A 26,578-nucleotide genomic window follows, 5' to 3' on the forward strand; every position below is an offset into this window, starting at 1 on the left:
ATATGATGAGCAAAGTCAGTCAAGATATCATCAAAAAAATCGAAGAAGCACAGCTAAAGACTGATGTTCCTGCGTTTGGTCCAGGTGACACAGTAGTTGTTAAAGTTCGCGTTACCGAAGGTGACAAAGAGCGTCTTCAGGCTTATGAAGGTGTTGTTATCGCTAAACGTAACCGTGGTCTGCACTCGTCTTTTACCGTGCGTAAAATTTCTAGCGGCGAAGGCGTTGAGCGTGTGTTCCAAACACACAGCCCGGCAGTTTCTTCAATTGAAGTGAAACGTCGCGGTGCGGTTCGTCGTGCTAAGCTTTACTATCTACGTGAGCGTTCAGGTAAATCTGCACGTATCAAAGAGAAGCTTAACTAAGATTACTAATCCTTGCGTTATTGTTAACTTCGAAAAAGCCCGCTTTAAGCGGGCTTTTTTGTGCCTGAAATTCGATCCATTCAACTTGTTTTTTAATACAAACATTAAGGTTTCTTAATAGAGAGAAGGATGAGTACAGAATACTTTATCGTGTTAGGCATTGTTGGCGTCGCATTTTTTGCTGTATCGGGCGCATTACTGGGGCATGACAAAAGTATCAATGGGTTTGGCATCGTCGTTGTCGGCGTGATGACAGCCCTTGGCGGAGGTACTTTAAGAGACCTCCTATTAGGAAAACCTATTTTCTGGGTAGAAACCTCAGAGTATCTACTAGCAACCTATTCAGCTATATTCGCGACAGTCTTATTCATTCGCTACATGCCTTCACCTTCCAATTTTTACTTTATACTTATCGACACCATAGGGCTTGCTATTTTTAATGTCATAGGCATCGAGAAAGCACTTATTAGTGGAACCGGAATGATTGTCGCCTTAACGATGGGCATGACAACCGGTATCTTTGGGGGCTTGATGCGCGATGTGGTTTGCAGAGAAGTACCTTACGTTATGCGCGGAGATGTTTATGCGAGTGCATGTTTTGCAGGTGGTCTCACTTACGCCGCCTTGTTTGCCCTAGATATCCCTTACATTTGGTGCATTTTAGGTTCTATCTCTGTAACAGTTTTACTAAGAATTGCATCGTTGCATTGGGGGGTTAAAGTCGATCTTTTTAGGAAGAGAACACCAAGGCCTAACTAACAGTGTAGAGTCCAACATCGATATGCCCGTGAAGAGTCTTATTAGCAGATGTCGGTGAAGCGTCTTAAGTGACGCTCCACCATAGCACCTATTATTGTTATGCCATGAGTGAAAGCGATTCTATTAACGGTTTATTCTCGTTATCGATAGTGTGGATGATATGTTTATGTAGACGCTTTTTGTGTTCGCCAAAAATACCACGCTTTTTATCAAAGGTCTTAGCGTAGTTCAGCGCACCTTCCATCAAGCTTTCTTGTGTATCGTACGCCTTCTCTACCACGTGATCTTGCTCTAATTCTTTACCAGACACTCGCCTTCCGGAAAGCTTCATTTCATTAAATCTGTAATACGGCATCGCTTTTTTAACAAACTCAATCATACCGGGCAGAAAGGGGATTGATAAATCTACTTCAGGGAAACAGAAGAAGCCTTTGTCTGCGCGCATAAATCTGAAGTCACAAGCGCACGCCAAAATTGCTCCGTTTCCGAAGGCGTGTCCGTTGATTGCAGCAATAACGGGAAGAGGGAACAGAAGCAGCGCTTTAAACACGTCATCCATACCGTACATAAATTGCTTTATTTCCTCAGTGCGAGCTGCTTTCATTGCTGGCATTAGCCAGTCTGTGTCTATACCTAGACTAAAGCATTTCTCATCATTTGATGTGATCACTAGTGCTTTACAGCTTTCATTACTTTTAATGGTATTTAACGCTGAAAGCATCTCCTTTGCGAAGAGAGGATTGTGGCGGTTCTCTCCATTTTGCATGGTTAGCATGGCGACGTCGCCAGTGTAGGTTAGGGCTAAATTTTGCATTGTATTCTCATTATTATTCCATTGTCGCAATGATACAAAATCCTGACAATAAATGAGAAATTTAGCTTATTTATGTTGGTCAATTACGTCATTAAATTCGTGGATCATTTGAAAACGTAAGGACGGGATGTCACTACAAAGCGTTTGACTAATGAGGTAATTCGGAACAAGCCTCACTGTCGGTTAAAAATTGTGCTATCTCTATGCACTATTGCCATTCAGTCATGCTCATTCGCTTCGAATCTACCCTAGATTAAAGTATTATTCGTTATTACTTGCGCGATTACGCTTGAGTTGCTAAAAAGTCAATGACGTTAAAGAAATATAGAAAAAGCTAGTTGTACAATAAAGTTTACACGCAGATTGCACACTCTTTTGGCGTTTAATGTTCCGTTTTTTATTTGTAGTTAAGAGAGTAAGAGAGCTCCCATGATCAAGGACACCGTAAATAATGTTCACGTAAGTACCGAAGATGTACTTATAACCCCTGAAGCGCTTAGTGCTGAATTGCCTGTGTCAGACAAAGCGTTAGCGGCTATCTCTGAGTCTAGAAAGATTGTTTCAGATATCATTCATCGTCGCGACCATAGATTGCTTGTAGTGTGTGGACCATGTTCTATACACGACGTTGAAGCCGCGAAAGAGTACGCACTTAAGCTTAAAGAGCTTCATGAATCATGCAAAGACACGCTATTTATCGTTATGCGTGTGTACTTCGAAAAGCCGCGTACCACAACAGGTTGGAAAGGTTTAATTAACGACCCGCATATCGACGGTACATTTGATATTGAAACCGGTCTTCGTAAGGCAAGAGAGTTGTTAATTTGGCTTGCAGAATTAGAGCTGCCTGTTGCAACAGAAGCACTAGATCCAATTAGTCCGCAATATCTTGCAGAGCTATTTAGCTGGGCTGCTATCGGTGCGCGTACCTCTGAATCGCAAACCCACCGTGAAATGGCCAGCGGCCTGTCTATGCCTGTAGGATTCAAAAATGGTACAGATGGAAGCCTAGATATTGCCATAAACGCCCTTAAATCGGCCGCATCGGGTCACCGCTTTATGGGAATCAATAAGCAAGGCCAGGTAAGTATTATCGGGACCAGCGGTAATCCAGATGGCCACATTATTTTGCGCGGTGGAAAGCAGCCTAACTACGACTCGGTTTGCGTATCAGAGTGCGAGATTGAGTTGCAGGATGCTGGTTTAACAGCGGGCTTAGTAGTAGATTGCAGCCATGCAAACTCTTCAAAAGATTATCGCCGTCAGCCATTGGTTGCACAGAACGTGGTCAATCAAATTCTAGAAGGCAATCAGTCTATCATTGGCGTTATGTTGGAAAGTCACTTGAAATCGGGTAATCAAAAAGCTGAAGGTAAAAAGCCAGAAGAACTTGAGTATGGTGTTTCAATTACAGACGGATGTATTGATTGGGAAACAACAGAGAACTTAATATCTCAAACCAGAGATAAATTAATAACTGTGTTACCCTTACGCCAAAATAAGCGCACGGTGGCATAAATCCAAGCAACGCCTAAAGTGGCAAGAAAAATTTGCCACTAAGCCCCGTGCCATTTGATTCAAGGATAAGACAGAATGGCCGATTTATCGCAGCACTTAAAAAAGTTAGATACGCTGCGTGAAGGTATCGACGAGCTGGATACCCAGCTTGTCGAATTACTCGCAAAACGCAACCAAATTACAACCCAGGTCGGTCAAATTAAGGCTGAAGCTGGTATGCCCGTTTATGTACCAGAGCGTGAAAAAGCGTTGATCGCATCCCGCCGTGCTCAGGCAGAAGCGCTAGGGGTGTCGCCCGATCTCACCGAAGACTTATTACGTCGAGTAATGCGAGAGTCTTATCACACGCAAAACAACAAATATCGCTGTGTGAAACCTGATGTCGACAACGTTGTTGTAATTGGTGGAGCAGGGGCACTTGGCCGTGTGTTTGTGAGCTTGTTCGAACGAAGTAATTACAACGTTTCAGTTGTGGAAAAAGACGACTGGGAAAGTGGTCGAGCAACATCGTTATTAAGCTGTGCTTCACTGGTTGTTGTTGCAGTGCCTATTAATCTGACCGAAGCCGTGATTAGCAAGCTTACTATGCTGCCAGAGGATTGCGTGCTTGCCGATATAACCAGTATTAAAGCCAAGCCACTCGAGGCGATGCTTGCCGCACACAATGGTCCGGTTGTTGGACTGCACCCCATGTTTGGTCCTGACGCGCCTGGCATGATTAAACAGGTAGTGGTAGTGTGCGACGGACGTGGCAGTGAGAAATACAGTTGGCTCATTGAGCAAATGCGAATTTGGGGTGCTACCATTCACGACTCCAGCGCACAAGAACATGACCAAGCCATGGCTTATATTCAGGTAATGCGTCACTTCAACACGTTTGTGTACGGGCAACACTTAAAAGGTGAAGATCCTAATCTGGAATCACTCACCATGTTTAGCTCACCTATTTATCGTTTAGAACTCGCAATGGTAGGCAGGTTATTCGCTCAGTCACCACAACTTTATGCCGATATTATTTTCAATAACCCTGATAACTTTGCACTTCTACGTCGCTTTTACGAACGTTTTGGGATTGCATTGTCATTACTTGAGAATGGCGACAAAAAAGGCTTTGTAGAACAGTTCATGAAGGTCGGCGCGTGGTTCGGAGATTATGCGAAGAAGTGTTTAGTCGACAGCAAACAGATGTTGTTAAAAGCGGATGATGGTCAGCTTTTAAGAGACAAGTAGTTTTGACCGACTGTTTATAGCGATAGCTAATTTAAGGTAGCCAACGTGACTCGCTCTCTACGTTTGCCAATTACCAATACCTTCGCTGATGGCGGCTATTGTGTGAGAGCACATATAGGCGCGCATCAGCAGACCGTTCATCTTATTTTAGATACGGGAAGCTCAACCTTAGTACTAGGCGACATTCATTATCATGTTGAACGTGATGGTGATGTGAGGTCCACCTACTACTCTCAATCAATTAAATATGCTGCAGGAAGTTGGCATGGCCCTGTTGTTAAGACCACGGTGCGCCTGGGCATTTTCGGTCACAGCATTTCGTTGCCGCAAACTTATGTGGCAATAGCGAAAGAATCGCAAGAGACAAAAGAATCTTGTTTTAAAAAAGCTGACGGAATTATGGGGTTAGCTTATCAACCGCTAAATCACGCCTATCGTTGCACTGACAAAATTACGTGTGAAATGAGCGAGCAAGCGTTTTTTGAAAAAGCGTTGGCCGAGCCTAACGAGTCAGCAATTATTAACCTAAAGACAGCTGATTACGTTGCGACCACACTCCCTAGCTACTTTTCTGAGTTAGAGCAGCGTCAAATTAACGCCGATAAATTCGCTTTTTGGCTACATCGCTCAAGCGTCTATAACGTAGATGGAAATTGTCTTCGCGCTGCGCTTGCACATAGAAAAAATCATGGCCTTTTTGTAATAGGTGAGCCTATTTTTCATCGAGACTTATATGCTACTCCTATTATGTCTGTGAAGGTACTCCACGATAAGTATTATAACGTCACGTTAAAAGCCGTAAAATGTGGAGAAAACGAAGGCATTAAAGCGCCGGCTTTGGATAAATCGGACGAAGCACGCTGGTGTTCAAATGCGATAGTAGATTCAGGAGCAACGGTGATTGGTTTGCCAGAATCTTTGTATAACGAAGTGATCGAGCAGATTTTTTGCCGTGTTGATAACGCGAAAACATTGCTTGAGCCCTTCGCTGCTTTCTCTTTAGAGGAGCAAGGAATAGACTTGGAAAAGCTAGATTTGGCACAATGGCCTGAACTAACGTTTGTTCTTGAAGGCGATGAGGGTGAAGATGTTTTACTCTCGCTACCACCTGAAGCCTACTGGCAGGAGCACGCCCCCACATTTAACCAAGCGTCTTTTAAAATATTCCCACTAAAACACTGGCCGAATCAAAGCATCCTCGGTCTTCCTCTGATCTCTCAATACTATACAATTTTTGACAGAGGACAGGGCACTAATGGTGTTGTATCGTTTGCACGAAAAGTGACATTGAGTGATACGGTTGACGCGCTTAAACATGTTTTTGATAAAAACAGCTAAAATCTAATAATAAAGGAACAGTTACATGCAACAAGGCAGCCTAGTATGTGTAGGAACCGGGATGATGGTTGGAGCGCATTTATCGCCTATTTGTCAAAGTCATATTGAGCAAGCCGACGTCGTTTTCGTATGTGTAGCTGAGCACTACATGGAGGCATGGATCACCTCTTTGAACAAAAACACAGTAAACCTACAAACTTTCTATGGTGAAGGCAAAGATCGCCACGATACCTATGCTCAAATGACTAGCGCGATGCTAGAGCGTGTGGAGAAAGGCGAAAAAGTAGTTGGCGCTTTTTATGGACACCCTGGGGTTTTTGCAAAGGTGCCTCATGACGCTATCGCAATCGCTAAAAGTCGAGGGTTTGATGCTTACATGTTGCCGGGGATCTCAGCTGAATCGTGCCTATACGCCGATTTGGGCATAGACCCAGGTGCTCTAGGTTGCCAACACTACGAGGCAAACCAGTTTCTACTATATAAACGAGAAGTAGATACGGCTGCGTATTTAGTTTTATGGCAGGTTGGGGTTGCAGGAGATTTCTCAAGTGCCGTTTTTACCTCCAGCTCTCTTCAACGAAAAAAGCTTACTGATAAACTGTTATCTATTTACCAAGCGAATGACAGCGCTATTTTATATGAAGCTGCAACCTTGCCCATCGATGAGTTCAGAGCTACGACGATTGCTATTGGTGAACTGCATAATCACGAAATTAACCAGCACTCTACACTTGTCATACCACCAGTTAGCAAACCAGTGATAGATGATGTCGATTACTCCAAAGGTACTAACTAGTGCAGTTCGCTACGCCTCGTTTTACCAGCGCTTTACTTTGCCAGCAGTGGAAAGAGGAAACAGCAAGCTTGTACCAAAATAGAAAAGTTATGCGATTAATAGGTGAGCCCCTTTCTGAGAAGGAAAGTGAAGTAGTCGCTAGTACTTTCATTGAAGCAAACAAAAGGCCTTGGCCAGCACAGAAGGTCTGGTCGATAACGTGTAATCAAACGCAGGCATTTTGCGGAATTCAGATGCTTTGTAAAAGCGTTTTACAAGACACTGCAGAGATTGGAATTATATTAGCGCCTTCAATGAACGGAAAAGGCGCGGCACGAGAAGCGATGGGCGCGCTAGTCGAATTTGGCTTGGAAAATCTCAATCTTCACCAAATTGTTGCCCAATTTGAAAAGCGTCACCTCGCTACAAAACGTCTAGTTACCCAATTAAACTTCAAACAGTCAAAGGACAGCCGTTTTCAGCCAAGTAAAACCAACTTGGTCACATATACCTTTAATCGCTAGAATATTTGGTTACTTCATACCTAATAAACCAGTAAGTATTTCTGTTTTCAAAGGTAATTGATGCAAATAGTAACTGGTATAATATGTCTAAAATGCTATATATTTGATTAACAACTCATCAAATAGTTGCTAACCTATTAAACATTAATAACTATAACGTAGAACAAACTCATGAAAGCGCTAAAAGAACTTCTCGCAATTGCACAAGATGCATCTAAGCAACGTGACACTGATATAATTGCACAATTTAAAGCTGACCACGCAGACGAACTTTCTCAAGAGAAAGAAAAAATGTGGTGTCTTTTGATGCCAGAAGATGAAGAGCAAGACGCGCCTGGTGATGCACAAGAGAGTGAAGAAAAGAACCAAGTGTCACTTCACTAACCCTGATAGTTTAAATTGTGGTTAGGTTTTTAATAGGGGCGTTACTTTGCCCCTTTTTCATATTTCCGCTTTCTGCTGACGAAATTGATCAGCAGTTAGTGCGCGCTGATGCACTTCGCAGTCAAGACGTGGAGGCGTTTCGTACGTCATTGTCGGCTCTCAGTAATAAATCAGCCTCCTTTTCACCGGCCCAAGTCCAATACTTTAACTATCTCAATGCTTATAGCTTATCGTATTCAGGAAAACTCATAGAGGCAGTTCCACTTTATGAAAGTGTGTTTCAAAGTGCTTCAGATAAATCGTTACAACTACGAGCCAAAAATTCAATTCTCAACAACTACGCGTTAGTTCGGGATTTTCCCAAAGCACTTCAGCAAATTCCTGATATTGTTCCTCTACTTTCGTTAGCGAAAGATAAAGATAAGCACCTTTCAATTTTGACGATTGCGCTTTTTTATAATCAATTGGAAGAGTTTGAGCAGAGTTTGCAGTACAGTGCTCGCGTAATTGGACAAAAGCTTTCTTCCCGCAATGCGTGTCTGGCTCACAATCTGCGTAGTGAGTCGCTGCACAATTTAGGACGACTTGACCGAGAAACGCTAAATACAACCATTGAGGTATGTAATGCGAGTAAAGAGCCAATCGCTCTGAATCTAGCAAAATTATGGCTTGCTCAACTGATGTTAGCATCGCCAGACAGTATCGCAGGGGCGTTAGACGCCTTACTTGCTATCCAAGCAGATGTTGAAAGTACTAACTATCCACGATTAACGTCAGAGTACTATACAGCGCTAGCACAAGCCTATTTTGCCAATAAGCTCTTGCATAACGCACAGGAGAGTGCGCTTAAAGGCGCGGAGCTTGCAAAAGGCATGGGATATTCAAAACCCAGAAAAACGGCATATTATATACTGTACCAGTCGGCAATAGAGAAAGGGGATAATGCACAAGCATTAGATGCATTCATTCAATACGCTGAGGCTGATAAAGCGTACCTTGATGAGTACAACGTTAAGCAAATGGCGATTCAACAGGCTAAGTTCGATAACATCGAGAAGAATATCGAAATTCAGCTACTGGACAAAGAGAATAGCCTACTGAAAGCACAAGCAGCACTTTCCCGAGAAGAAAAGCAAAATCACAGGCTGTTGATAACATTGCTTGCTTCCACCACGATACTTGTCCTTATGTGGGCAATAATAAATCGTAAGTTACATGCAGCACTTAGGGAAAAGGCGCAAACTGACTCGTTAACAAAAGTGGCGAACCGTCACTATTTTACTGAGTTGGCATCGAAAGCGCTTGATCGAATGTCAGAGCAGCAGGACGTATTATCTTTTGTAATTTTCGACCTTGATCACTTTAAGTCAGTTAACGATAGCTACGGCCATCCAACAGGCGATTGGGTATTAAAAGCAGTAGTTAACGCGGTGAGGAAACACTGCAGAAAAGAAGATGTTTTCGGGCGCTTAGGTGGTGAGGAGTTCGGCCTACTATTACCAGGGTGTAATGAGAAAAAAGCAAAAGAAATAGCGGAAAGTATGCGCAATAGTATCCGTCAAATTGATACAGCTGAAAGCGGTTTTACCTTCGATATTTCAGCAAGCTTTGGTATCTCCAGCACTGCGTCATCAAAGTATCAATTCGAGGCGCTGTATGCCAATGCCGATGAAGCTTTGTATGGCAGTAAAAAGCATGGCCGCAACAGAGTTTCTGTCTTCCAGGTTAATGGTGAAAGTGACGTTGGTAATGTTGGGCAAGCCTTTCAGCCTGCCTAAAGATTACAACGAAAGAAAGTAAACAATGGGGCGTTTGCTGGCTTAATCAGCCAGTGCACTCGCCGCGGCCACTTTGGTCGGGCTGATTTCTTCGCTTGGATAGCAGCCCAATACTTTGATGTAGCGGGTAATACCACGCAATGCATCAAGGGCATTTTGTACAGGGCCATCTTCTACGTTGCCTTCTACATCAATGTAGAACATCTCTTCCCATGGATTACCTGGAATAGGACGCGATTCAAGCTTCGTCATATTGATGCTGTTCTCTCGTAGCACCAACAAGGCCTCTACAAGTGCACCTGGCTTTTGGATGGTAGACATAACAAGTGTTGTTTTAGCAGGAACTTGAAGTGGAACCACTACTGGGTTGCGCGCAACAACGATAAAACGGCTATGGTTTTCTTTTTGGTTTGCTAAGTTACTCTTTATTGCCATTAGGCCGTACAAGTTACCACCCGCTTCGCTGCCTATTGCGGCTACGTCATCGCGTTTAAGCTCACTAACTGTCAACATGGCAGACGAGGTGCTGTCCATGGTTTTCACTTCTACGTTCCCTAGTTCTGCTAAGAAGTGGCTACACTGAGTGAACACTTGAGGGTGAGCGTAAAGCGTTTTGATTTTATCGATACTGGTGTTGGCTCCCACTAACAATGTATGGCGGATAGGGTGGGTGAGTTCACCAATAATACTAAGTTGGGTATGCTGTAGTTGGTCATACACTTCATTGATACTGCCAGACGTCGTGTTCTCAATAGGCAATACCGCGTAATCGGCTTCTGTACTTTCAACTTTGTGAATAATTTCTGCAAAGCTCTGACAGCCAATTTCCAGCAATTCGCCTGGGCGACGAGAGAAGTACTTTTGAGTTGCTAGATAAGAGTAAGAGCCCTTGTCGCCCAAGAATGCCACTCGGTTTAAGGGCAATGTACTGCCAGGGTTAGCGCGTTCAGCAAGCATAGCCTGCTGGTTTAAAACAGAGTCTTCAATAATAACGTGGAAAATTTGCGTCACATAATGAGGGTCTAAGCCAATGTTTTGGCCTTCTTTTATTAGGCGCACCAATAGCTGTTCTTCTCGCTTTTGATCTCTCACAGGAATGTGATGCTTTATTTTCGTCTCAGCCACTTCGTTGGTTAACTTTCTGCGTTCTGAGAGTAAAGTAAGTAATTCACTGTCTAAAGCGGTAATCCGCTCTCTAACAGTATCTAATGCATTGTCTGACATATCATTCCCGTGCGTATCGTATAAGAAAATTCTGCTAAAAAAAAACCTCCCAGTTGGGAGGTTTTCATGCATGTAGCCGCGCCTCCCTAGTTAAAGGATATAAACGCAAAAAAGAAAAGTGCTACGTGCATAGTATTCTGTTTCATAGGTTTGAATGTATGTTGAACGCCTATGTGTGTCAACCGATTTTTACAAATTGAATAGTTGTTTTTAATATGGAGGGCTTGAAAAAGTAATTAAAATGCGCTTTTGGCTTTATAAAAGGCCAAACGGTTTGGGCATGAAGCGTTGGCAGGTGCCGTAAATATACACCTGCCGGTGGGTAATTTGAGAACGCCGTTTAATATTTCAGCGCTTAGTTACCTAATAGTGCTGAAAGCATTTGTCTTACTTCGTTGGGCTCAAAAGGCTTATCGCATAGCGCGTTCACACCTGTTTGCTGAATATTAGCCATATGTGCACTGTCAGCCGACTCTGACGTTACCATGATAATCGGTATATGTGTGGTTTCTGGATTAAAGCGGATAAATTCCGATAGTTCCCTGCCATCCATTTCGGGCATATTGTAGTCGGTAACCACGAGGTCAAAAGGTTCATCTTTTATATAAGTTAGCGCCATTGCGCCATTCTCAGCTTCTTTTATGCGTTGAAGCCCCATGCCTTCTAGTACGCGTCGAATATGATTACGCGCTAATTTACTGTCATCAACAAGTAGTACGCGAACGTCGTGTACGTCAAATAGTTCTAATTCTAGTTCATCGTGGTTAATTAGGTCTAAGCTTGCGTTTAACGCACGAGACAAATGAAGGGGTTCAAATGGTTTAGGAAGAATTGCCGCAACACCCGCCTGCTTAAACTCTTCTAGTTTGCTTAAACGATTTTCACTGGAAACCAACATGAAGGGGATTGTTTTAAATGCGTCGTCTTCTTTGATGAATTTAAGTAGTTCTAGTGCGGTTCCATCTTCGTAGTACATCGCGCTTACGATTAGGTCAGCACCGTGCGCTTTTACCGCTGAACGAGCTTCGGAAAGGGTACTGACGGGGTCAATTTCCTTTACGTGTTCTTTTAACAACAAAGTGGTGATGATCTTTCTTTGTGTGTCAGAAGGCTCAACTAAAATAATGTGTAGATCAGAAATTGACAGCTTTTCCATTTCAGACTCTTTTTGTTATATGTTTATGAAAAAGTGAGAGCTCGCTAGCTGGCTAGCGTTACATTAGCCCCCAGCAAGCTTAACTTTATACCCTTTATCGGTCAGTAGTGTGCGGAGCTTTTCCCTGTCATCAGTTTGTACTTCAATGACACCGTCTTTCACTGCGCCGCCGCAACCACATTTTTTCTTTAGCTCAGAGCCTAGTTTTTTCAGCTCATCAGACGCGAGGTCTAATCCCTTAATCAGAGACACCCCTTTTCCTTTGCGACCTTTAGTTTCCCTGTGAATACGAACAACGCCGTCAGAAGACACCGAACGCGCTTGCTCTTTTGGCTCAGGCTTTATTTTGCCGCTTTCAGTACTATAGACCAAAAGGGCGTCTTGCCAGTCTTGCATACATACCTCAATAAATTGCGTCTTTCCATCTAAATGGCGATAAAAAAAGCATTACCATACGAAAGTTTAAGATGACTTTCGTGGCGATGTGTAAAAGTTCAACTAGTATAAGAATAGCAAAGTTAAAAGCATGTGATGAAGCATTTCTGCTTACATTTTTAAGGAGCGAATATGGAAATAACCTCGAGCTATCAAAATCAAGGGAAAGTACTAGTGGTAGATGTAGGCACTAAGTTTGACTTTAGTAAGGTAGAAGACTTCAGAAACGCCTATGGCGAACTGGGCGCCGATGTCTCTCACATCACCGTAGATTTATCGCGTACTGAATACATGGATAGCTCTGCCTTAGGTATGTTGTTAAACATGCAAAAGACACTCGCTGATAGAGAATTAACCTACAGTATCGAAAATGCCCGTCCTCAGGTTGCTAAAATCCTGAAAATATCTCGATTCGATAAAAAGTTCGACATTAAGTAAGAAAAGCAAGTCGCTAAATTAACATTTTATCGAAGAGACATACGTGAAGATCCTCATTGTTGACGACGAGGCTATCAACCGTACATTGCTTACTAACATGCTTTATAACGCAGGCTATAAAGAGTGTATCGAAGCGGTGGATGGTGTTGAAGCTATCAAAAAATTTACGCACGAAAAACCCGACTTGGTTTTGTTGGATGTTGTGATGCCTGGGCTCAGTGGTTTTGACGTTGCACCCAAAATACGCAAGCTTGCGAAAGGGCCGTATCTACCTATTCTTTTTATCACCGCTTTAGAAGATAAAGAAAGCTTAGTGAGGTGCCTGGAAGTTGGCGGGAACGACTTTGCCACAAAGCCCTTCGACCGACACATTCTAATTGCCAAAATTCGAGCCCACTTAAAAATACGTGCTTTGAGTGAACACATAGAACAGCAAAATAAAGCACTTCGTTTATTCAATCAAAGAGTGGCGAGAGAGCACGCCATCGTTGAACATATTTTTAGCCACGCTATTGTCAATCGGCCCGAGGTAATGGCGCATTTCGACTGCTTCCTAAAGCCAGCTGAAACCTTTAATGGCGATCTCTTTCTATGCGAATCAAGCCCTAGTGGTGGTATTTATTTTGTGGTGGGAGATTTTACAGGCCATGGTTTGGCGTCAGCAATTGGTGCGTTGCCTGTAACCCGAGCCTTTCAGGAACTCAGCCAGCAAGGGGTATCTATTTCTGAGATTATTTCAGAATTAAACCGAATTTTAATTACGTTTCTACCAAGTGACATGTTTATGGCCGCAGTGGTGGGCGAAATTAACGCGGGGGGCAATAGAATCAACTTGTGGCAGGGGGGAATGCCGGCTGTCATTGTTCCTGCGAAAACTGATTTAGCGCTGCGCTGCATCCCCTCACGTCACATGGCATTAGGGATCCTAGATGAGCATGAACTCAACACCGATTGCGATACCATTCAATTAGGATGCAATGAACAGCTTGTAATTTGTAGCGACGGGCTAATTGAGAGTACTAATCAAGAGGGAGAAATGCTTCTTGAGGAAGGCTTGGTAAGAATAGTAAAAGAGCAAATGCAGACGCATGGGAAAATAGAATCCAATTCACTTTTTCTTAAGGCGAAAGAGCATTGCGCAGCCTCTTCATTTCACGATGATGTCACGCTAGTCGTGTTTACCTCTCAACCCATTAAAACGCCCGTATCACCAAAGATGGATTTTGGATTGCCATCGGTGCATGAAGTTGCGCTTGACGCACAACATTTGAAACAGCCTGACATTCTTCAACGCGTGCTACAGCTTGCGGGGCAATGTGAGGGCATTCAAGCGGTGCGTTCGATAATTTATACTGTGTTGTCGGAACTGTTTAATAATGCGTTAGAGCATGGGATCTTGAAACTCGACTCAAAACTCAAAGCTGATAGTACAGGGTTCCATCAATATTACGAAAACCGCGAGGCTTCACTAAAAGCGCTTAGTCACGGGCGAATTAATATTCGGATAGAGTCTTTGCCCCTTAAAGGTAAGGTGCTGATAGCGGTTGAAGATAGTGGTGAAGGCTTTGAGTGGAATAAGGCAAGTACGGTAGGTCGGCGTCATTCCGTTCATGACGAAAGCTTTGGGCGTGGGCTCCCTTTGCTTCACGCGCTGTGCGAACGAGTGTGGTTCGAAAATGGCGGGAGTAAAGTGATTTGCTTACTTGATACTAAAATTTAGGCGCCTTTAGAAAATATCTTTACGAGCAAAATGTTCATATTCATGTTTCTCTGAGGGCTTTTAAACTCTCACTTTACAGCGCTAGTCGCTGAGTACAGTTTACATAGACTTGCTTGCTTGGTCATCGCTGTAAATCTGTCCATCTAATCCAGCAATTAATCGAATTTAGCTTTTACCGAGTAAAAGTTTTATCGATACTCAAATTTCATTAACCGCGGGCGTTTCTGCGGTGACACAAGAAGTAGGGCCCCATGCTGAAATCATTTCTTAAATTTTTCGAAGACACGCATAAGCGTACAGAGCCAACGTATACCGTTGAATTGGCGACTGCTGCATTACTTAGTGAAATTGTTAATGCTGATAATGAGGTAACGGATAGCGAGAGAAGTGAATACGAGAAACAGCTCAGAAAGCATGTAAACATAGATGAGGAAGCGATGTCGTTGTTGCTTGAAAGGGGGCAAGAGACGGCTGACGATTCAATTGACTTAGTGCGTTTTACTCAAGTACTAAATAAACACTGCAGCGCTGATGAGAAAAGAGATGTGATAAAGAGCCTCTGGGCTATTGCATACGCGGATGAATCTTTAGCGCCTCTTGAAGAGAGTACTATTCGTCAAATAGCTGATTTATTGTACGTTCCCCATAGCCAATACATTAAAACTAAACTTGAAGTAGTTGAAAGAACATAGCGTTCATCATCACTCAGTTAGTCTTTTTTGTATTAGCTAAAAAAATGGATTCAAATTTAGCGACCTGTACCTTACTATTGTGAACAAATAATAATAAAAGCTTAGCGGTGACAGTGCTGTTTCAGAGCCTATGGCATCACTTGCTTACAACAGCTTGCAGTACTGAAGTAAGGGTAGTTGAGTGTTTAGAACGTTGAAAATCCCAATTGGGCTTGTCATTGCATTGACGATGTCGGTGCTGGCGCTCTCTGTGGTAATTGTTAATAAATTAGAACACAACGCTTCTGTGGTGGATGTGGTTAAAGGCAATACCGCGACGTTAAGTAACGCTTTGTCGCTGCAGTTATCGGTTGTCATGGAGCGAAGTCCCGGTGATAACGCATTATTTTCCTCTCTTTTTCAACCGATAAAAGAACACGATAATCTTATTTCCGCCACGCTATATGACAACGACTATCAAGTCATTTCCACTATTCAACCTGATTCCTTAAACCAGCTTTCCAATCAATCTGTTCCTCTTGATCCTGCAGAAATTCCATTCGGTGTTACGCAATACGACAATGTTATCACTGCCCATCAAATTGTAGGCAGTAGCCTATACCCACTTGGACATGTTGTGCTTTATGTGGACATTGAAGACATCATGGCGGCAAGTTCAGCCCGCCAGATCATTAAGCAAGTGCCTATCGTTATCGCGGTTTTGCTGCTTTGCACTGGCACTTGTGTCTTTATTTTATACCGTTTGATTTCTCCTATTGGGTCGCTGAGGCAGTTTACTCAAGAAGTATTTGAGTCAAAAGACTATGCGCTGCGCAGTTCACTTAATACATCTAATGAAATTGGACAGTTATCGAATAACATTAATAGTTTATTGGATACCATTGAAGTTGAGTTACTTATCAACTTTGAGCAAAAGCAAACATTGGTTGATCAACAAGAAACCATGTCTCGTCTGGCAAACTTCGATAGTTTAACCGGTCTTCCCAATCGACAGTTTGTTCTCGATAACTTAAGACTTGAGCTAGCCAGAGCCAAAAGAAATGATGAAGACTTACTGCTCCTGTTTTTTGATTTAGATGGGTTTAAGGGCATCAATGATTCTTTAGGACATGAAACCGGAGATCTCATTCTCATTGAGGTTGCTGACAGAGTTCAGTGTTTGCTGCGCGACGGCGACTTATTCGCGCGATTGGGAGGTGATGAGTTCTTAGTACTGCCCGATAGAGATGTGACTACCGACCAAGCGCAAAGCTTGGCAACGCGACTTATTACCGCATTTGATGAGCCTTTTGAACTGCGTGGCTTATCACTAACGGTAGGTTTAAGCGTTGGAATCGCTACGGCTTCCGATGCGGGCTACGACCTAAGCGAGCTGATGAGCAATGCAGACCTTGCAATGTATCGTTCAAAAGCGCGAGGGCGGGGCAGCTACACACTGTTTACACCTGATATGGTTGAGTCGCATAAGCGTAAACTCCACTTAGCTAACGGTATTGAGCAAGGAATCAGCAACGATGAGTTTGTTGTTTATTACCAGGTTAAAGTTAACAACGGAGGGAATGTAATAGGCGTAGAAGCGCTTATTCGTTGGCAACATCCTGAATTTGGCTTGGTCATGCCGAACGAGTTTATCCCCATTGCTGAGCAGGGCGGTAAGATCACTGCAATTACCCGTTGGGTAATTAAGCGCGTTTGTATTGATATGCCAGATTTAAAACAATGGGCCACGTCTCCGTTTAGAGCCTCAATCAATTTATCTGGACATGATTTGCGAAGCTCGCAGCTGTTTGACTACATCTACAATACTTTCAAGCTCTATGACATCAACCCAGAAAACATTGAATTTGAAGTGACAGAAAGTGCGTATCTAGAAAACTTTACTCTTTCAAACAAGTTCTTCAGACGCATCGGAAACATGGGGTGCGCCATAGCGCTAGATGATTTTGGAACGGGTTACTCCTCGTTAAGTTACCTGACGCAAATCAATATCGACACGCTAAAAGTTGACCGACAGTTTGTAATGGAAATTCAAACTTCAGAACGAAGCCGTCTTGTGACTGGGGCAATTATTGATTTGGCAAAAAGACTGTCACTCTCGGTATGTGCTGAGGGCATAGAAAACCTTGAACAGTGGAATTACCTTAGAGAGCATGGATGTGACAATGTGCAAGGATTTATGTTTAGCAAGCCCATCCCCTTATCGGAGCTCACTTGTTCTCCCTCCCATTACAGCGATAGCAGTTTCTCTGTATAGCAAGGTATCGATAAAACCACTTTGTCATACAGTGTTTCAAAGTGGTGTTTCTTTTTTGCAACAATTAACCTGTATGCTGAGTGCTTAATAGTATATTGATTTATATATATTGCTGTTTTTAATGTGTTTTTTCTTTTTGGTCTGAAAATCGCATAAGCAGTTTGAATGCAATTATGATAGTGGTTAATTGAAGACTAGTGGTAGTATCCATGAGCTTTAATAGCAGCATAACCTGATAACACAGGGCTGGTATCAAAGCGGATTGAGAAGGATTTTAAAAGCGTTTAGCGGAGGATTCATGATGAAACGTCTCGAAAAAGTTTTCTTAGCACTTTGTGCTGTTGCTGCAGTACAAGCCATTTCAGTAGCGGACGCGTACGCAAGTCCAGCGCGCTCGTTGATGCAGGAATTAGACACAGATAAAGACGGTCTGATATCACTTAAAGAAGCGGTTCGACACACAGGTCTACTGCGTAACTTTGGGCTGATTGATGACAACGAAGATGGCAAACTTTCCGAAGCCGAATTGGCAAAAAGCAAGTTGACGCCAGGCAATGAAAAGCTCACAGCAAGTGAGTAGATAAAATAATATATTTAAGAGGGTAAGGTTCTGATAAACAAGGTTTCGTTTGGTGAACGCTTGGTACAACTTGGTTCACTAAGGCAGTTGACGCTAGGTAGTTTTGTACTGGCCCTTATCCCTCTTATAGCCTTACTTTGGCAAAGTCAAAGCGACTTAGCCAAAGTGGGTCAAATGACAACACTTGAAACACGGTTTGTTGTCGATGTTGTTAGCGACATGCAAAGACTCGATAACGCGGTCGTTGACGTAGAGCGCAGCATTCGCCAATTTGCTGTGTTGAGAAATGATAGGGTGGCATCTCTTTCTGATAACGCCATCGATCAATTTGCCGTGGCAGCTGACAATCTATGTCAGGCTCTCTCGGTACCAACTACCTGCACACGACTTTCAGAACAGCTAAATCAATTAGCCGAATATCGAGCGATTGAAGACCAGCTCTTACTTAATGCTTACCTTGCATCTGTGGGCGATAGCGTCGACCAGCTTCGCGACGATGTAGAAGCCGCTATTACTGAACGTGTCAAAGTCCAGCAAGATGATTTAAATGCCATGCAAGCAAAACAAGCTTGGTCTACGGCCATGCTTGTAAGCGTTTCGTTATTGCTAATATTGATGGGGAGTCAGCTTATTGTGAACCCCGTCAACAACTTAAAAAAGATTATAAGGATCATGGCCCACAGCGATGGTCAGCTTCCACCCCTTTCAAGACAAGCGCCAAAAGAACTGATTGATGTAGAGAAAGATTTACATTGGCTTTATGATCGACTACAGCAGTTGGAGCATATTAGAACCGCCTTGCTGCGACACGCTGCTCACGAGCTCAAAACTCCGCTTGCCAGTATTAAAGAAGGCTGCAGCTTGTTGTCTGAAAACGTGGTGGGCGAGTTGAATAACAGTCAACGCGAAGTACTTTCGCTACTTACTGCTAGCACGCAAAGGCTAAACACGCTGGTGGAAAAGTTGCTCGACTACAACCTGCTGTTGCAACAAGCTCAGCCGAAAATGGTACAAAGTGACGTTAGCAAGTTAGTTTCTGCTTGTTTAGAAGATTACGCGCTCGCTATTCAGGATAGAGAAGTGGAAGTAAAGATAACCGCGTCCGAGGTGCGTATAGACGAGGAGCTGTTTAGAAGAATACTTGATAACTTGGTGTCCAATGCAGTCGCGCATGGCGCAGTGGGAAGACCGATAAATATTAGCCTTTATAACGAAAACGATAATCTTGTACTGGATGTTGCCAATCGCGGTAAGCGTATTGCTCCAGAGTCAGTACATACTTTATTTGAACCTTTTATCCGAGGAACCGAGCCGAGAAACGACAATGTCATTGGGACGGGTTTAGGGTTATCAATTGTTGCCGATTGCGCTCGACTGATGCATGGTGATGTGCGTGTTGTAGATGTAGACTATGCCGATGTTTGCTTTAGAGTGACCATTGGGCAACAGGAAAAATAAAATGAGAATAAGTGGTTTAATTGTCGCCTTACTGGTGCTGACAGGATGTCAGAGTTTAACCAGAAACAACGACAACGCAGGTGAGCCAGAAAAGGTGACGCCTGTAGCTAAAATAGAACGTGGCCTTTGTTTATTTGTTGAGCCTCCACAGGGGTTCGAGCACAATTGCGATGCAACGTATTGGCTTAACGCGTGGATTGATGCGGCCAACCAACCTTGGTTAGAGCGTAAGCAAGCATTAAAAGCGTTAGGTGATACAGCATCTGACACACTTCACGCCTACGTTTTAACACTACCAACAGATACACCTTATCAAGACAGGTTGCGCGCGCAGCTTGCCTTAAATGATATTGCTGGAACATTTACACCCACTGCGCAAGAAGTGGTGACTGTTATTGCTGCGTCGCACAACAATCAGATTATGCAGCTTGAATCTGCCATGGTGGTGTTGGAGCAAGAAAATACTTCTCGTGGCGAGAAAGTAAAAGCACTTGAAATTGAAGCAGTTAACCTGCGCAAAAAACTAGAAGAATTGTTGCAGATTGAAGCAACACTGATGGATAAAAACAGGAGTACACAACAGTGAGCGAAAAGGCGAGTAGTAACCCTAACTTATTGTTGGTAGATGACGATAAGAGCTTATTGCGCTTATTAACCATTCGTCTGGAAGGCGAAGGTTATGAGGTGACCGCAGTGGAAGACGGTCAATCAGCGTTAAGAAAGCTTCAAAACGAAAACTACGATGTAGTATTAAGTGACTTGCGTATGCCGGGCTTAGATGGTCTGAGTTTGTTTGAAGAAATTATGGGAATTAGAAAAGATATTCCTGTAATTCTGATGACGGCTCACGGCACCATAGCTGATGCGGTAGCAGCCACTCAGCGTGGTGTATTTGGTTTTTTGCCTAAACCTGTCGATCACGACGAATTACGGGCGCTGCTGCAAAAAGCACTTAGCCAGTCTCAAGCTGCACAGCCTGGGGATTGGGCAAAGGACATCATTACCCGTTCTCCAGAAATGCTAAATGTACTAGACCAGGCGTTCCGCATAGCTCAGCGTGAAGTGTCTGTGCTTATTAGCGGCGCGAGCGGTACAGGTAAAGAATTACTTGCTAATGCCATTCATAAAGCCAGTAACCGCAGCGACAAACCATTTGTAGCTATTAACTGTGGAGCATTGCCTGAAAACTTGCTTGAGTCTGAGCTATTTGGTCATGCCAAAGGTGCGTTTACCGGTGCTGTAGCTGCTCACCCAGGTCTGTTTAGAGAAGCCGACGGCGGTACCTTGTTCTTGGATGAGATTGGCGATATGCCGATGACGCTGCAGGTAAAACTGCTGCGTGCATTACAAGAGCGTCAAATTCGCCCAGTAGGTAGTAGCAAGCACGTAGATATCGATGTGCGTATCATTTCTGCAACGCACAAAGACTTGCACAAAGAAATGGAAGAAGGCACCTTCCGCGAAGATTTATATTACCGTCTAAACGTGGTGAACCTAAAACTTCCGTCGCTAAAATCGCGAAGTGAAGATATTCCACTTCTGGCTCGCTCGCTGCTGCAGCAAAGCGCACAGCGTCATGGCGTGAATGTAAGCCAATTTTCTGATGACGCTATGCAACAGCTGGTAACCTCATCTTGGCCAGGTAACGTACGTCAGCTTGTTAACGTGGTCGAGCAGTGTGTTGCGTTAACGCAAACGCCGGTTATTCCGCTTCACTTAGTAGAGCAAGCCTTGTCAGCCACTAAGCAAAGCTGGCCAACGCTTACAGAAGCGCGCGATGCGTTTGAACAGCAATACTTGCACAAGCTTCTAAAAATGACCGACGGCAACGTAACGCGCGCGGCAGAGCTTGCTGGTAGAAATAGAACTGATATGCACAAGCTTATGAAAAAGCACGAGCTAGACGCAGCTGATTTCAGATAGACATAGTCGAGCTTAGAGAGTTATTAAACGCATCACTTTTTAGTGATGCGTTTTTGTTTTGCGATACGAAAAGCGTAGGGCTGGAGTTATGCTGGAAGGTGCTCTGAAAAAATAATGGTTTCAACTGTGCGGGCGTGGTTTTTTAAGCTTTCTATCTCAACATCTAAAAAGTCACGTGGTTCATCAAACAGTAGGCATAACGTACCCAATTCATAGCCATCTTTGTTGCGCAAGATAGCACCTGCGTAAGCTCTTATGAAAGGGCTGCCAGTAACCAGCGGGTTATTAGCGAATAGCTTATCGGCTTTAGCGTCGGAAACAATTAAGTATTCTTCTTCGGCTATCGCGTAGGTGCAAAACGAGATATTACGCGGTGTTTCGGTAGCATCCATACACTGGCGGGACTTAAACCATTGGCGATCTTCTGCAACAAGGCTTACTAAGCAGGTTTTAGCATTAAATTCTTCTTGTACAGCTTTGGTGAGCTCGTCAAGTTGTTCGCTTGGGGAAGTATCTAAAATATCTAGCGATTCAAGCGCAGCAATACGCGCTTTCTCATATTCATGGTTCATTGAGGCTATTTCACGGTAAATAATGGTGTAGTACCAAAATAGATAAGAGCAGTAGTTTACCGCTGAATTAGAAAAACGCTATCTATTAAAAAATATTGATAGGCTCAATGTCAGTTGCTCGTCATCAAAACAGTGAATTCTGCTCTGGTTGAGTTTTAATAGACAGGTTATTTAGCGCGAGTGATGGAGTAGTGTTGTTATACAAATCGATAAACTGCTGCGCTAACCAGGGAGCATCTTTGTTGTCTGGGCGGTGACAAAAAAAGTACACGTCTTTTCCTTCACTTTGCCAAATCTTCACTTTTTTCACCCAAGGCAATAAACAGCGTTGGTTGTCATCTCCAACATCATTGCCTACAAAGCGCACAATGGGAGTCTGGCCTGTAGCAATAACATTTACTGGTACACGAGGCTTTTTCTCTCGCACTTCCTCTAGCATCGCTCGTCTATTGTTTCCCCCTGCGTCTAAAGAGCCAGTGAAAAGCGCTCGGGTGTCCATAATGATTCTATTCACACCGTGGCGGATCAAAAGTTGATTAAGCGCCTTTTCCTCATCACCCTTAGCGAAAAATGCCAGGTGGCGCACCTCAACCGCTATGTTTAATTCTTGAGGTAACGCCGCTAAAAAAGTATCTAAAATGGATAGTTTTTCTGGCCCAAAAGAAGCGGGCAGTTGCAGCATCATTACTCCTAGCTTTTCTTTTAGCGGGCTTAATAAAGCAAGCTGTTGGGCAACCTCTTCGTCACAATGCTGTAATTGATGTACATGCGTAATGTTTTGGTGAAACTTGAAAGTAAATCTGAAGTGGTCGGGTGTTGAATCGCACCATCTTGCTACAGCGTCTTGGTGGGGAAGAGAGTAAAATGTGGTATTCCCTTCAACCGTATTACACTCCTTGGCATACAGCGACAATCCATTATCAGACTTGGGATAATTAGCAAACCACGTGCTTGGCCAATGGCTGTGTTGCCACATTGGCAATCCAATATAGAGATTTCCTTGTGATATGGCTGATTTGTGCATATTTGTCATTGGGCTTTATCAAGCATTTGTTTATACTATGCGGCCTTTAAATCATTACATTATGCATGTTGTGGGCGGGCCAGTTAATTGGCCAGCAAGTTTACGCGATTTTTGGCAAAGTCTTAAGCCTAAAAGTAAGCAGTTTTGAACGCCAATTCACAGCATGCGAAGCAAGAAAAAACATCAGGGGTCAAGGACCATGCGCACAGATTACTGTGGGAATATCGATTCATCATACATTGGACAAGAAGTTACCCTTTGCGGGTGGGTTAATAAGCGTCGCGATTTAGGCGGTGTAATTTTCATCGACTTACGCGACCGCGAAGGTATCGTACAAGTGGTGTTCGACCCAGATTTACCAGACGTGCTATCGGTAGCTAACACGTTGCGTAGCGAATTCTGTGTAAAGCTAACGGGTAAAGTGCGTGCGCGCCCTGAAGGTCAAGTTAACAAAGACATGCGCACAGGTGAGATTGAGATCTTAGGCACAGGCCTTGAAGTGATCAACAAGTCTGACGTGCTTCCACTAGACTGGAACCAAGAAAACTCAGAAGAACAGCGCCTTCGTTACCGTTACCTAGACCTTCGCCGTCCTGTAATGAGCCAGCGCTTACAGTTCCGTGCAAAAGTAACCGGTGCTGTACGTCGTTTCCTAGAAGAAGAAGGTTTCTTAGATATTGAAACACCTATTCTTACTAAGGCAACGCCAGAAGGTGCACGTGACTACCTAGTGCCAAGCCGCACGCACAAAGGTGAGTTCTTTGCACTTCCGCAATCGCCACAGCTTTTCAAACAGCTTCTGATGATGTCGGGTATGGATCGTTACTACCAAATTGTTAAGTGCTTCCGCGACGAAGACTTACGTGCCGACCGTCAGCCAGAATTTACCCAAATCGATATTGAGACCACGTTCTTAGATGCCGATGGCGTAATGTCTATTACCGAGCGTATGATCCGCGACTTGTTCAACAAAATGCTAAACGTTGACCTTGGTGACTTCCCGCGCATGACGTATAAAGAAGCCATGACGCGCTTTGGTAGCGACAAGCCAGACCTACGTAATCCGCTTGAGTTAACCGACGTTGCAGATTTGCTTGCCAACGTTGACTTTAAAGTATTCAGCGGCCCGGCAAATGACCCTAAAGGTCGCGTAGCAGCTATTCGCGTACCGGGTGGGGCGTCACTTTCGCGTAAGCAAATTGACGAATACACTAAATTTGTAGGTATTTACGGCGCGAAAGGCTTAGCTTGGATTAAAGTTAACGATGCTGGTGCTGGTCTTGAAGGTCTACAGTCGCCCATCCTTAAATTCCTAACCGAAGACATCACTAACGCCATGCTAGAGCGCACTGGCGCGCAAAGTGGCGATATTCTATTGTTCGGTGCAGACAGCTACACTGTGGTTACCGAAGCGATGGGCGCACTTCGTCTTAAGCTTGGTGAAGACTTTGAGCTTCTTGAAGGCGAGTGGAAGCCACTTTGGGTTGTTGACTTCCCAATGTTCGAAGAGTTTGACGGTCAGCTTCACGCTATTCACCACCCGTTTACCGCGCCTCGTGGTTTAACGCCAGAAGAACTTAAAGCTAATCCAGCTGAAGCCTTATCTGATGCTTACGATATGGTATTGAACGGTGTTGAATTAGGCGGTGGTTCTGTACGTATTCACAATGAAGACATGCAGTCTACGGTATTCAACATTCTTGGCATTGACGATGAAGAAGCGAAGAACAAGTTTGGCTTCTTGCTTGACGCGCTGCGCTTTGGTGCGCCGCCGCATGCAGGTCTTGCGTTTGGTCTAGACCGTCTGGTAATGCTTATGACTGGCGCGACCTCTATTCGTGATGTGATGGCATTCCCTAAAACAACCACAGCGGCATGTCCATTAACATCGGCGCCTAGCCCTGCAAATCCACAGCAGCTTGAAGAGCTAGCTATTGCAACGGTGAAAAAGCAATCGTAATTTATGGCGTATAAGAAGCCTGAATCTGCACTGGTAGTGTTGTATGACCAACACTACCGAGTGCTGCTTTTGCAACGACAAGATGACCCCACCTTTTGGCAGTCGGTAACCGGCGCGTTAGAAGAGGGGGAGTTACCCTTAGAAACAGCATATCGTGAAGTGTGTGAAGAAATTGGCATCGATGCCAAAGCGCACGGCTTTGTGGTTAACGATCACGATAAGCAAAACCAATACGAAATTCGTAGCCGCTGGCTACATCGCTATCCTCCTGGTACTGTGCACAACACAGAACACGTATTTTCCCTTCAAATAAACAGCGAATTACCCATTGTTTTGACAGAGCACTTGCAGTACGAATGGGTGTCGAAAGAGGAAGCGCTAGCGCGTTTATGGTCTCCCTCTAATAAAGAAGCGGTATCTTTGTTTGTACCGAGTGTGCCTTAATGGTTATACTGGGTATAGATCCAGGTTCTCGGATCACAGGCTACGGTTTAATTGCACGCAAGCAAGGTAAACTGGTGTATTTAGCAAGCGGATGCATTCGCGTTGGAACGGCAGATTTGCCTTCTCGTCTTGCTAATATTTTTACCGGGGTTGGCGATATTATTCGTCAATATAAACCCGACCAATTTGCTATTGAGCAAGTATTTATGGCGAAAAACCCTGATTCAGCGTTAAAGCTTGGTCAGGCCAGAGGTGCCGCCATTGTGGCAGCCACCCAAGCGCAACTTCCTGTTGCTGAATACAGCGCAAGGCAAATTAAGCAGTCGGTAGTTGGAAAAGGTGGCGCAGATAAAACGCAAGTTCAGCACATGGTAAAACACCTGCTTAGCTTAAGCGGCACGCCACAGGCCGATGCTGCCGATGCATTAGCCGTTGCCTTGTGTCATGCACACACCGAACAGAGCCTGATAAACATGGCAGGGCAAGCCCGAAAAACCGTTCGTGGTCGTTTGCGCTAGTACTGCTTAAAGCTCACGCTTTTACAGAGATAATTCATGATTGGACGAATTCGCGGTACGTTGGCTGAGAAACAGCCTCCAGAAATTCTTGTAGATGTAGCCGGTGTTGGCTACGAAATTCACATGCCTATGACCAGTTTCTACCAGCTTCCCGCGGTGGGTGAAGAAGTGGTGGTGTACACACATTTTGTGGTTCGTGAAGACGCCCAATTGCTGTTTGGTTTTGCTGATAAAATGGAAAGAGGGCTTTTCCGAGAATTGATCAAAGCCAATGGTGTAGGCCCAAAGTTAGGCCTTGCTATTTTATCTGGAATGTCGGCAAGCCAGTTCTTGGCAAGTGTACAAAATGAAGATGTTTCTGCACTCGTCAGCTTACCGGGTATAGGTAAGAAAACCGCAGAGCGTTTAGTGGTAGAGCTTAAAGACCGCCTAGCAAAATTTGGCAAGGCGCAGAGTATTGCTGTACCACCTCCAAGTGGCGACTTGCTATCCACCAACACTATTGTTGCTGTAAACGACGCTCGGGAAGAAGCACAAAGCGCGCTTATTGCACTGGGCTATAAACCTGCTCAAGCGAGCAAGCTAGTTGACAGCGTATATAAAGAGGGCATGGAAAGTGAAGCCCTTATTCGCGAATCATTAAAAGCGGCCATATAATAGCGCTCAACGAAGACAGCGGTTCTTAGTCTGCCTGT

The 26,578-nt window shown here is 44.0% G+C and carries 27 protein-coding genes; 21 read left to right on the plus strand and 6 right to left on the minus strand.

Annotated features, from left to right (window positions below):
* Window positions 1-5: 5 nt before the first annotated feature.
* Complete coding sequence (rplS, locus tag MHN02_RS08975; RefSeq protein ID WP_024015986.1) at window positions 6-365, plus strand: 50S ribosomal protein L19; 360 nt, start codon at window positions 6-8, stop codon at window positions 363-365.
* A gap of 129 nt (window positions 366-494) precedes the next feature.
* Window positions 495-1,124 carry a trimeric intracellular cation channel family protein gene (locus MHN02_RS08980; RefSeq protein ID WP_061485219.1) on the plus strand — a complete coding sequence of 210 codons (630 nt, stop codon included), beginning with the start codon at window positions 495-497 and terminating at the stop codon, window positions 1,122-1,124.
* Between the two features lie 97 nt (window positions 1,125-1,221).
* Here MHN02_RS08980 and MHN02_RS08985 read toward each other — a convergent pair whose 3' ends face one another.
* Entirely contained in the window at window positions 1,222-1,938 is a 717-nt protein-coding gene (locus MHN02_RS08985) for an enoyl-CoA hydratase/isomerase family protein (protein ID WP_061485220.1), read from the minus strand.
* Between the two features lie 429 nt (window positions 1,939-2,367).
* Between MHN02_RS08985 and MHN02_RS08990 the strand changes: the two genes are divergently transcribed.
* From MHN02_RS08990 to MHN02_RS21800, 7 genes are all read left to right on the plus strand, one after another.
* On the plus strand, window positions 2,368-3,456 hold the full coding sequence (locus tag MHN02_RS08990; protein WP_061485222.1) for a 3-deoxy-7-phosphoheptulonate synthase: 1,089 nt from the start codon (window positions 2,368-2,370) through the stop codon (window positions 3,454-3,456).
* Between the two features lie 75 nt (window positions 3,457-3,531).
* Window positions 3,532-4,686, plus strand: a complete 1,155-nt coding sequence (tyrA, locus tag MHN02_RS08995; protein WP_014976023.1) for a bifunctional chorismate mutase/prephenate dehydrogenase — start codon at window positions 3,532-3,534, stop codon at window positions 4,684-4,686.
* A gap of 45 nt (window positions 4,687-4,731) precedes the next feature.
* Window positions 4,732-6,024 carry a pepsin-like aspartic protease gene (locus tag MHN02_RS09000; RefSeq protein WP_239245633.1) on the plus strand — a complete coding sequence of 431 codons (1,293 nt, stop codon included), beginning with the start codon at window positions 4,732-4,734 and terminating at the stop codon, window positions 6,022-6,024.
* Between the two features lie 25 nt (window positions 6,025-6,049).
* The gene (locus MHN02_RS09005) at window positions 6,050-6,820 is read left to right on the plus strand and encodes an SAM-dependent methyltransferase (protein ID WP_014948841.1); all 771 of its coding nucleotides are present in this window, start codon (window positions 6,050-6,052) and stop codon (window positions 6,818-6,820) included.
* The gene (locus MHN02_RS09010) at window positions 6,820-7,323 is read left to right on the plus strand and encodes a GNAT family N-acetyltransferase (RefSeq protein ID WP_014948842.1); all 504 of its coding nucleotides are present in this window, start codon (window positions 6,820-6,822) and stop codon (window positions 7,321-7,323) included. The genes MHN02_RS09005 and MHN02_RS09010 overlap by 1 nt, the downstream gene beginning before the upstream one ends.
* A 171-nt stretch (window positions 7,324-7,494) precedes the next feature.
* Window positions 7,495-7,707 carry a hypothetical protein gene (locus MHN02_RS09015; RefSeq protein WP_239245635.1) on the plus strand — a complete coding sequence of 71 codons (213 nt, stop codon included), beginning with the start codon at window positions 7,495-7,497 and terminating at the stop codon, window positions 7,705-7,707.
* A 17-nt stretch (window positions 7,708-7,724) separates the two neighbouring features.
* Window positions 7,725-9,485 (plus strand): GGDEF domain-containing protein, encoded by a 1,761-nt coding sequence (locus MHN02_RS21800; RefSeq protein WP_239245637.1) that lies wholly within the window; start codon window positions 7,725-7,727, stop codon window positions 9,483-9,485.
* A gap of 42 nt (window positions 9,486-9,527) precedes the next feature.
* On the opposite strand, the gene pheA is transcribed toward MHN02_RS21800, so the two are convergent.
* From pheA to yciH, 3 genes are all read right to left on the minus strand, one after another.
* Window positions 9,528-10,709: a prephenate dehydratase gene (gene pheA, locus MHN02_RS09025; protein ID WP_061485232.1), complete on the minus strand. Its 1,182-nt coding sequence runs from the start codon at window positions 10,707-10,709 to the stop codon at window positions 9,528-9,530.
* Window positions 10,710-11,064: 355 nt separating this feature from the next.
* Window positions 11,065-11,865, minus strand: coding sequence for a response regulator (locus MHN02_RS09030; RefSeq protein WP_014948846.1), 801 nt, complete (start codon window positions 11,863-11,865; stop codon window positions 11,065-11,067).
* Window positions 11,866-11,928: 63 nt separating this feature from the next.
* Window positions 11,929-12,261: a stress response translation initiation inhibitor YciH gene (yciH, locus tag MHN02_RS09035; protein WP_014948847.1), complete on the minus strand. Its 333-nt coding sequence runs from the start codon at window positions 12,259-12,261 to the stop codon at window positions 11,929-11,931.
* Window positions 12,262-12,432: 171 nt separating this feature from the next.
* Here yciH and MHN02_RS09040 point away from each other — a divergent pair, with 171 nt between their 5' ends.
* The 8 genes from MHN02_RS09040 (at window position 12,433) to MHN02_RS09075 (ending at window position 21,365) form a co-directional block, all read left to right on the plus strand.
* Complete coding sequence (locus MHN02_RS09040) at window positions 12,433-12,738, plus strand: STAS domain-containing protein (protein ID WP_239245639.1); 306 nt, start codon at window positions 12,433-12,435, stop codon at window positions 12,736-12,738.
* A 43-nt stretch (window positions 12,739-12,781) separates the two neighbouring features.
* Window positions 12,782-14,458, plus strand: coding sequence for a fused response regulator/phosphatase (locus MHN02_RS09045; RefSeq protein WP_239245642.1), 1,677 nt, complete (start codon window positions 12,782-12,784; stop codon window positions 14,456-14,458).
* Between the two features lie 251 nt (window positions 14,459-14,709).
* Window positions 14,710-15,150, plus strand: a complete 441-nt coding sequence (locus MHN02_RS09050; protein ID WP_156086131.1) for a TerB family tellurite resistance protein — start codon at window positions 14,710-14,712, stop codon at window positions 15,148-15,150.
* 181 nt (window positions 15,151-15,331) lie between these two features.
* Window positions 15,332-17,404 (plus strand): EAL domain-containing protein, encoded by a 2,073-nt coding sequence (locus MHN02_RS09055; RefSeq protein ID WP_239245645.1) that lies wholly within the window; start codon window positions 15,332-15,334, stop codon window positions 17,402-17,404.
* A gap of 298 nt (window positions 17,405-17,702) precedes the next feature.
* Window positions 17,703-17,984 (plus strand): calcium-binding protein, encoded by a 282-nt coding sequence (locus tag MHN02_RS09060; protein ID WP_223866688.1) that lies wholly within the window; start codon window positions 17,703-17,705, stop codon window positions 17,982-17,984.
* A 60-nt stretch (window positions 17,985-18,044) separates the two neighbouring features.
* Complete coding sequence (locus MHN02_RS09065; RefSeq protein WP_014948855.1) at window positions 18,045-19,442, plus strand: HAMP domain-containing sensor histidine kinase; 1,398 nt, start codon at window positions 18,045-18,047, stop codon at window positions 19,440-19,442.
* Between the two features lies 1 nt (window position 19,443).
* Entirely contained in the window at window positions 19,444-20,028 is a 585-nt protein-coding gene (locus MHN02_RS09070; protein ID WP_014948856.1) for a hypothetical protein, read from the plus strand.
* Window positions 20,025-21,365: a sigma 54-interacting transcriptional regulator gene (locus MHN02_RS09075; RefSeq protein ID WP_049585870.1), complete on the plus strand. Its 1,341-nt coding sequence runs from the start codon at window positions 20,025-20,027 to the stop codon at window positions 21,363-21,365. Before MHN02_RS09070 ends, MHN02_RS09075 begins: the two co-directional genes overlap by 4 nt.
* A gap of 86 nt (window positions 21,366-21,451) precedes the next feature.
* Here MHN02_RS09075 and MHN02_RS09080 read toward each other — a convergent pair whose 3' ends face one another.
* Both MHN02_RS09080 and MHN02_RS09085 read right to left on the minus strand, forming a co-directional pair.
* Complete coding sequence (locus MHN02_RS09080; RefSeq protein ID WP_239245648.1) at window positions 21,452-21,937, minus strand: GAF domain-containing protein; 486 nt, start codon at window positions 21,935-21,937, stop codon at window positions 21,452-21,454.
* Window positions 21,938-22,061: 124 nt separating this feature from the next.
* Window positions 22,062-22,913 carry a DUF72 domain-containing protein gene (locus MHN02_RS09085; protein WP_239245651.1) on the minus strand — a complete coding sequence of 284 codons (852 nt, stop codon included), beginning with the start codon at window positions 22,911-22,913 and terminating at the stop codon, window positions 22,062-22,064.
* 247 nt (window positions 22,914-23,160) lie between these two features.
* Between MHN02_RS09085 and aspS the strand changes: the two genes are divergently transcribed.
* Genes aspS through ruvA form a run of 4 tightly spaced genes read left to right on the plus strand, consistent with a single transcriptional unit; the run spans window position 23,161 to window position 26,540 of the window.
* Window positions 23,161-24,921: an aspartate--tRNA ligase gene (aspS, locus tag MHN02_RS09090; RefSeq protein ID WP_014948860.1), complete on the plus strand. Its 1,761-nt coding sequence runs from the start codon at window positions 23,161-23,163 to the stop codon at window positions 24,919-24,921.
* 3 nt (window positions 24,922-24,924) lie between these two features.
* Entirely contained in the window at window positions 24,925-25,365 is a 441-nt protein-coding gene (gene nudB / locus MHN02_RS09095) for a dihydroneopterin triphosphate diphosphatase (protein WP_039216775.1), read from the plus strand.
* Window positions 25,365-25,883, plus strand: a complete 519-nt coding sequence (ruvC, locus tag MHN02_RS09100; RefSeq protein ID WP_039216777.1) for a crossover junction endodeoxyribonuclease RuvC — start codon at window positions 25,365-25,367, stop codon at window positions 25,881-25,883. Before nudB ends, ruvC begins: the two co-directional genes overlap by 1 nt.
* 36 nt (window positions 25,884-25,919) lie before the next feature.
* Window positions 25,920-26,540, plus strand: a complete 621-nt coding sequence (ruvA, locus tag MHN02_RS09105; protein WP_014948863.1) for a Holliday junction branch migration protein RuvA — start codon at window positions 25,920-25,922, stop codon at window positions 26,538-26,540.
* The last annotated feature ends 38 nt before the right edge of the window (window positions 26,541-26,578 follow it).

This window comes from Alteromonas sp. CNT1-28 (genome assembly GCF_022348345.1).
Taxonomy (GTDB): Bacteria; Pseudomonadota; Gammaproteobacteria; order Enterobacterales; family Alteromonadaceae; genus Alteromonas; species Alteromonas macleodii.

Bases quoted from the DNA above. Each gene is read 5' to 3' on its own strand.
- rplS (WP_024015986.1), top strand. From the start codon at position 6: ATGAGCAAAGTCAGTCAAGATATCATCAAAAAAATCGAAGAAGCACAG.
- MHN02_RS08980 (WP_061485219.1), top strand. From the start codon at position 495: ATGAGTACAGAATACTTTATCGTGTTAGGCATTGTTGGCGTCGCATTT.
- MHN02_RS08985 (WP_061485220.1), bottom strand. From the start codon at position 1,938: ATGCAAAATTTAGCCCTAACCTACACTGGCGACGTCGCCATGCTAACC.
- MHN02_RS08990 (WP_061485222.1), top strand. From the start codon at position 2,368: ATGATCAAGGACACCGTAAATAATGTTCACGTAAGTACCGAAGATGTA.
- tyrA (WP_014976023.1), top strand. From the start codon at position 3,532: ATGGCCGATTTATCGCAGCACTTAAAAAAGTTAGATACGCTGCGTGAA.
- MHN02_RS09005 (WP_014948841.1), top strand. From the start codon at position 6,050: ATGCAACAAGGCAGCCTAGTATGTGTAGGAACCGGGATGATGGTTGGA.
- MHN02_RS09015 (WP_239245635.1), top strand. From the start codon at position 7,495: ATGAAAGCGCTAAAAGAACTTCTCGCAATTGCACAAGATGCATCTAAG.
- pheA (WP_061485232.1), bottom strand. From the start codon at position 10,709: ATGTCAGACAATGCATTAGATACTGTTAGAGAGCGGATTACCGCTTTA.
- MHN02_RS09030 (WP_014948846.1), bottom strand. From the start codon at position 11,865: ATGGAAAAGCTGTCAATTTCTGATCTACACATTATTTTAGTTGAGCCT.
- yciH (WP_014948847.1), bottom strand. From the start codon at position 12,261: ATGCAAGACTGGCAAGACGCCCTTTTGGTCTATAGTACTGAAAGCGGC.
- MHN02_RS09040 (WP_239245639.1), top strand. From the start codon at position 12,433: ATGGAAATAACCTCGAGCTATCAAAATCAAGGGAAAGTACTAGTGGTA.
- MHN02_RS09050 (WP_156086131.1), top strand. From the start codon at position 14,710: ATGCTGAAATCATTTCTTAAATTTTTCGAAGACACGCATAAGCGTACA.
- MHN02_RS09060 (WP_223866688.1), top strand. From the start codon at position 17,703: ATGATGAAACGTCTCGAAAAAGTTTTCTTAGCACTTTGTGCTGTTGCT.
- MHN02_RS09070 (WP_014948856.1), top strand. From the start codon at position 19,444: ATGAGAATAAGTGGTTTAATTGTCGCCTTACTGGTGCTGACAGGATGT.
- MHN02_RS09080 (WP_239245648.1), bottom strand. From the start codon at position 21,937: ATGAACCATGAATATGAGAAAGCGCGTATTGCTGCGCTTGAATCGCTA.
- MHN02_RS09085 (WP_239245651.1), bottom strand. From the start codon at position 22,913: ATGTGGCAACACAGCCATTGGCCAAGCACGTGGTTTGCTAATTATCCC.
- aspS (WP_014948860.1), top strand. From the start codon at position 23,161: ATGCGCACAGATTACTGTGGGAATATCGATTCATCATACATTGGACAA.
- nudB (WP_039216775.1), top strand. From the start codon at position 24,925: ATGGCGTATAAGAAGCCTGAATCTGCACTGGTAGTGTTGTATGACCAA.
- ruvC (WP_039216777.1), top strand. From the start codon at position 25,365: ATGGTTATACTGGGTATAGATCCAGGTTCTCGGATCACAGGCTACGGT.
- ruvA (WP_014948863.1), top strand. From the start codon at position 25,920: ATGATTGGACGAATTCGCGGTACGTTGGCTGAGAAACAGCCTCCAGAA.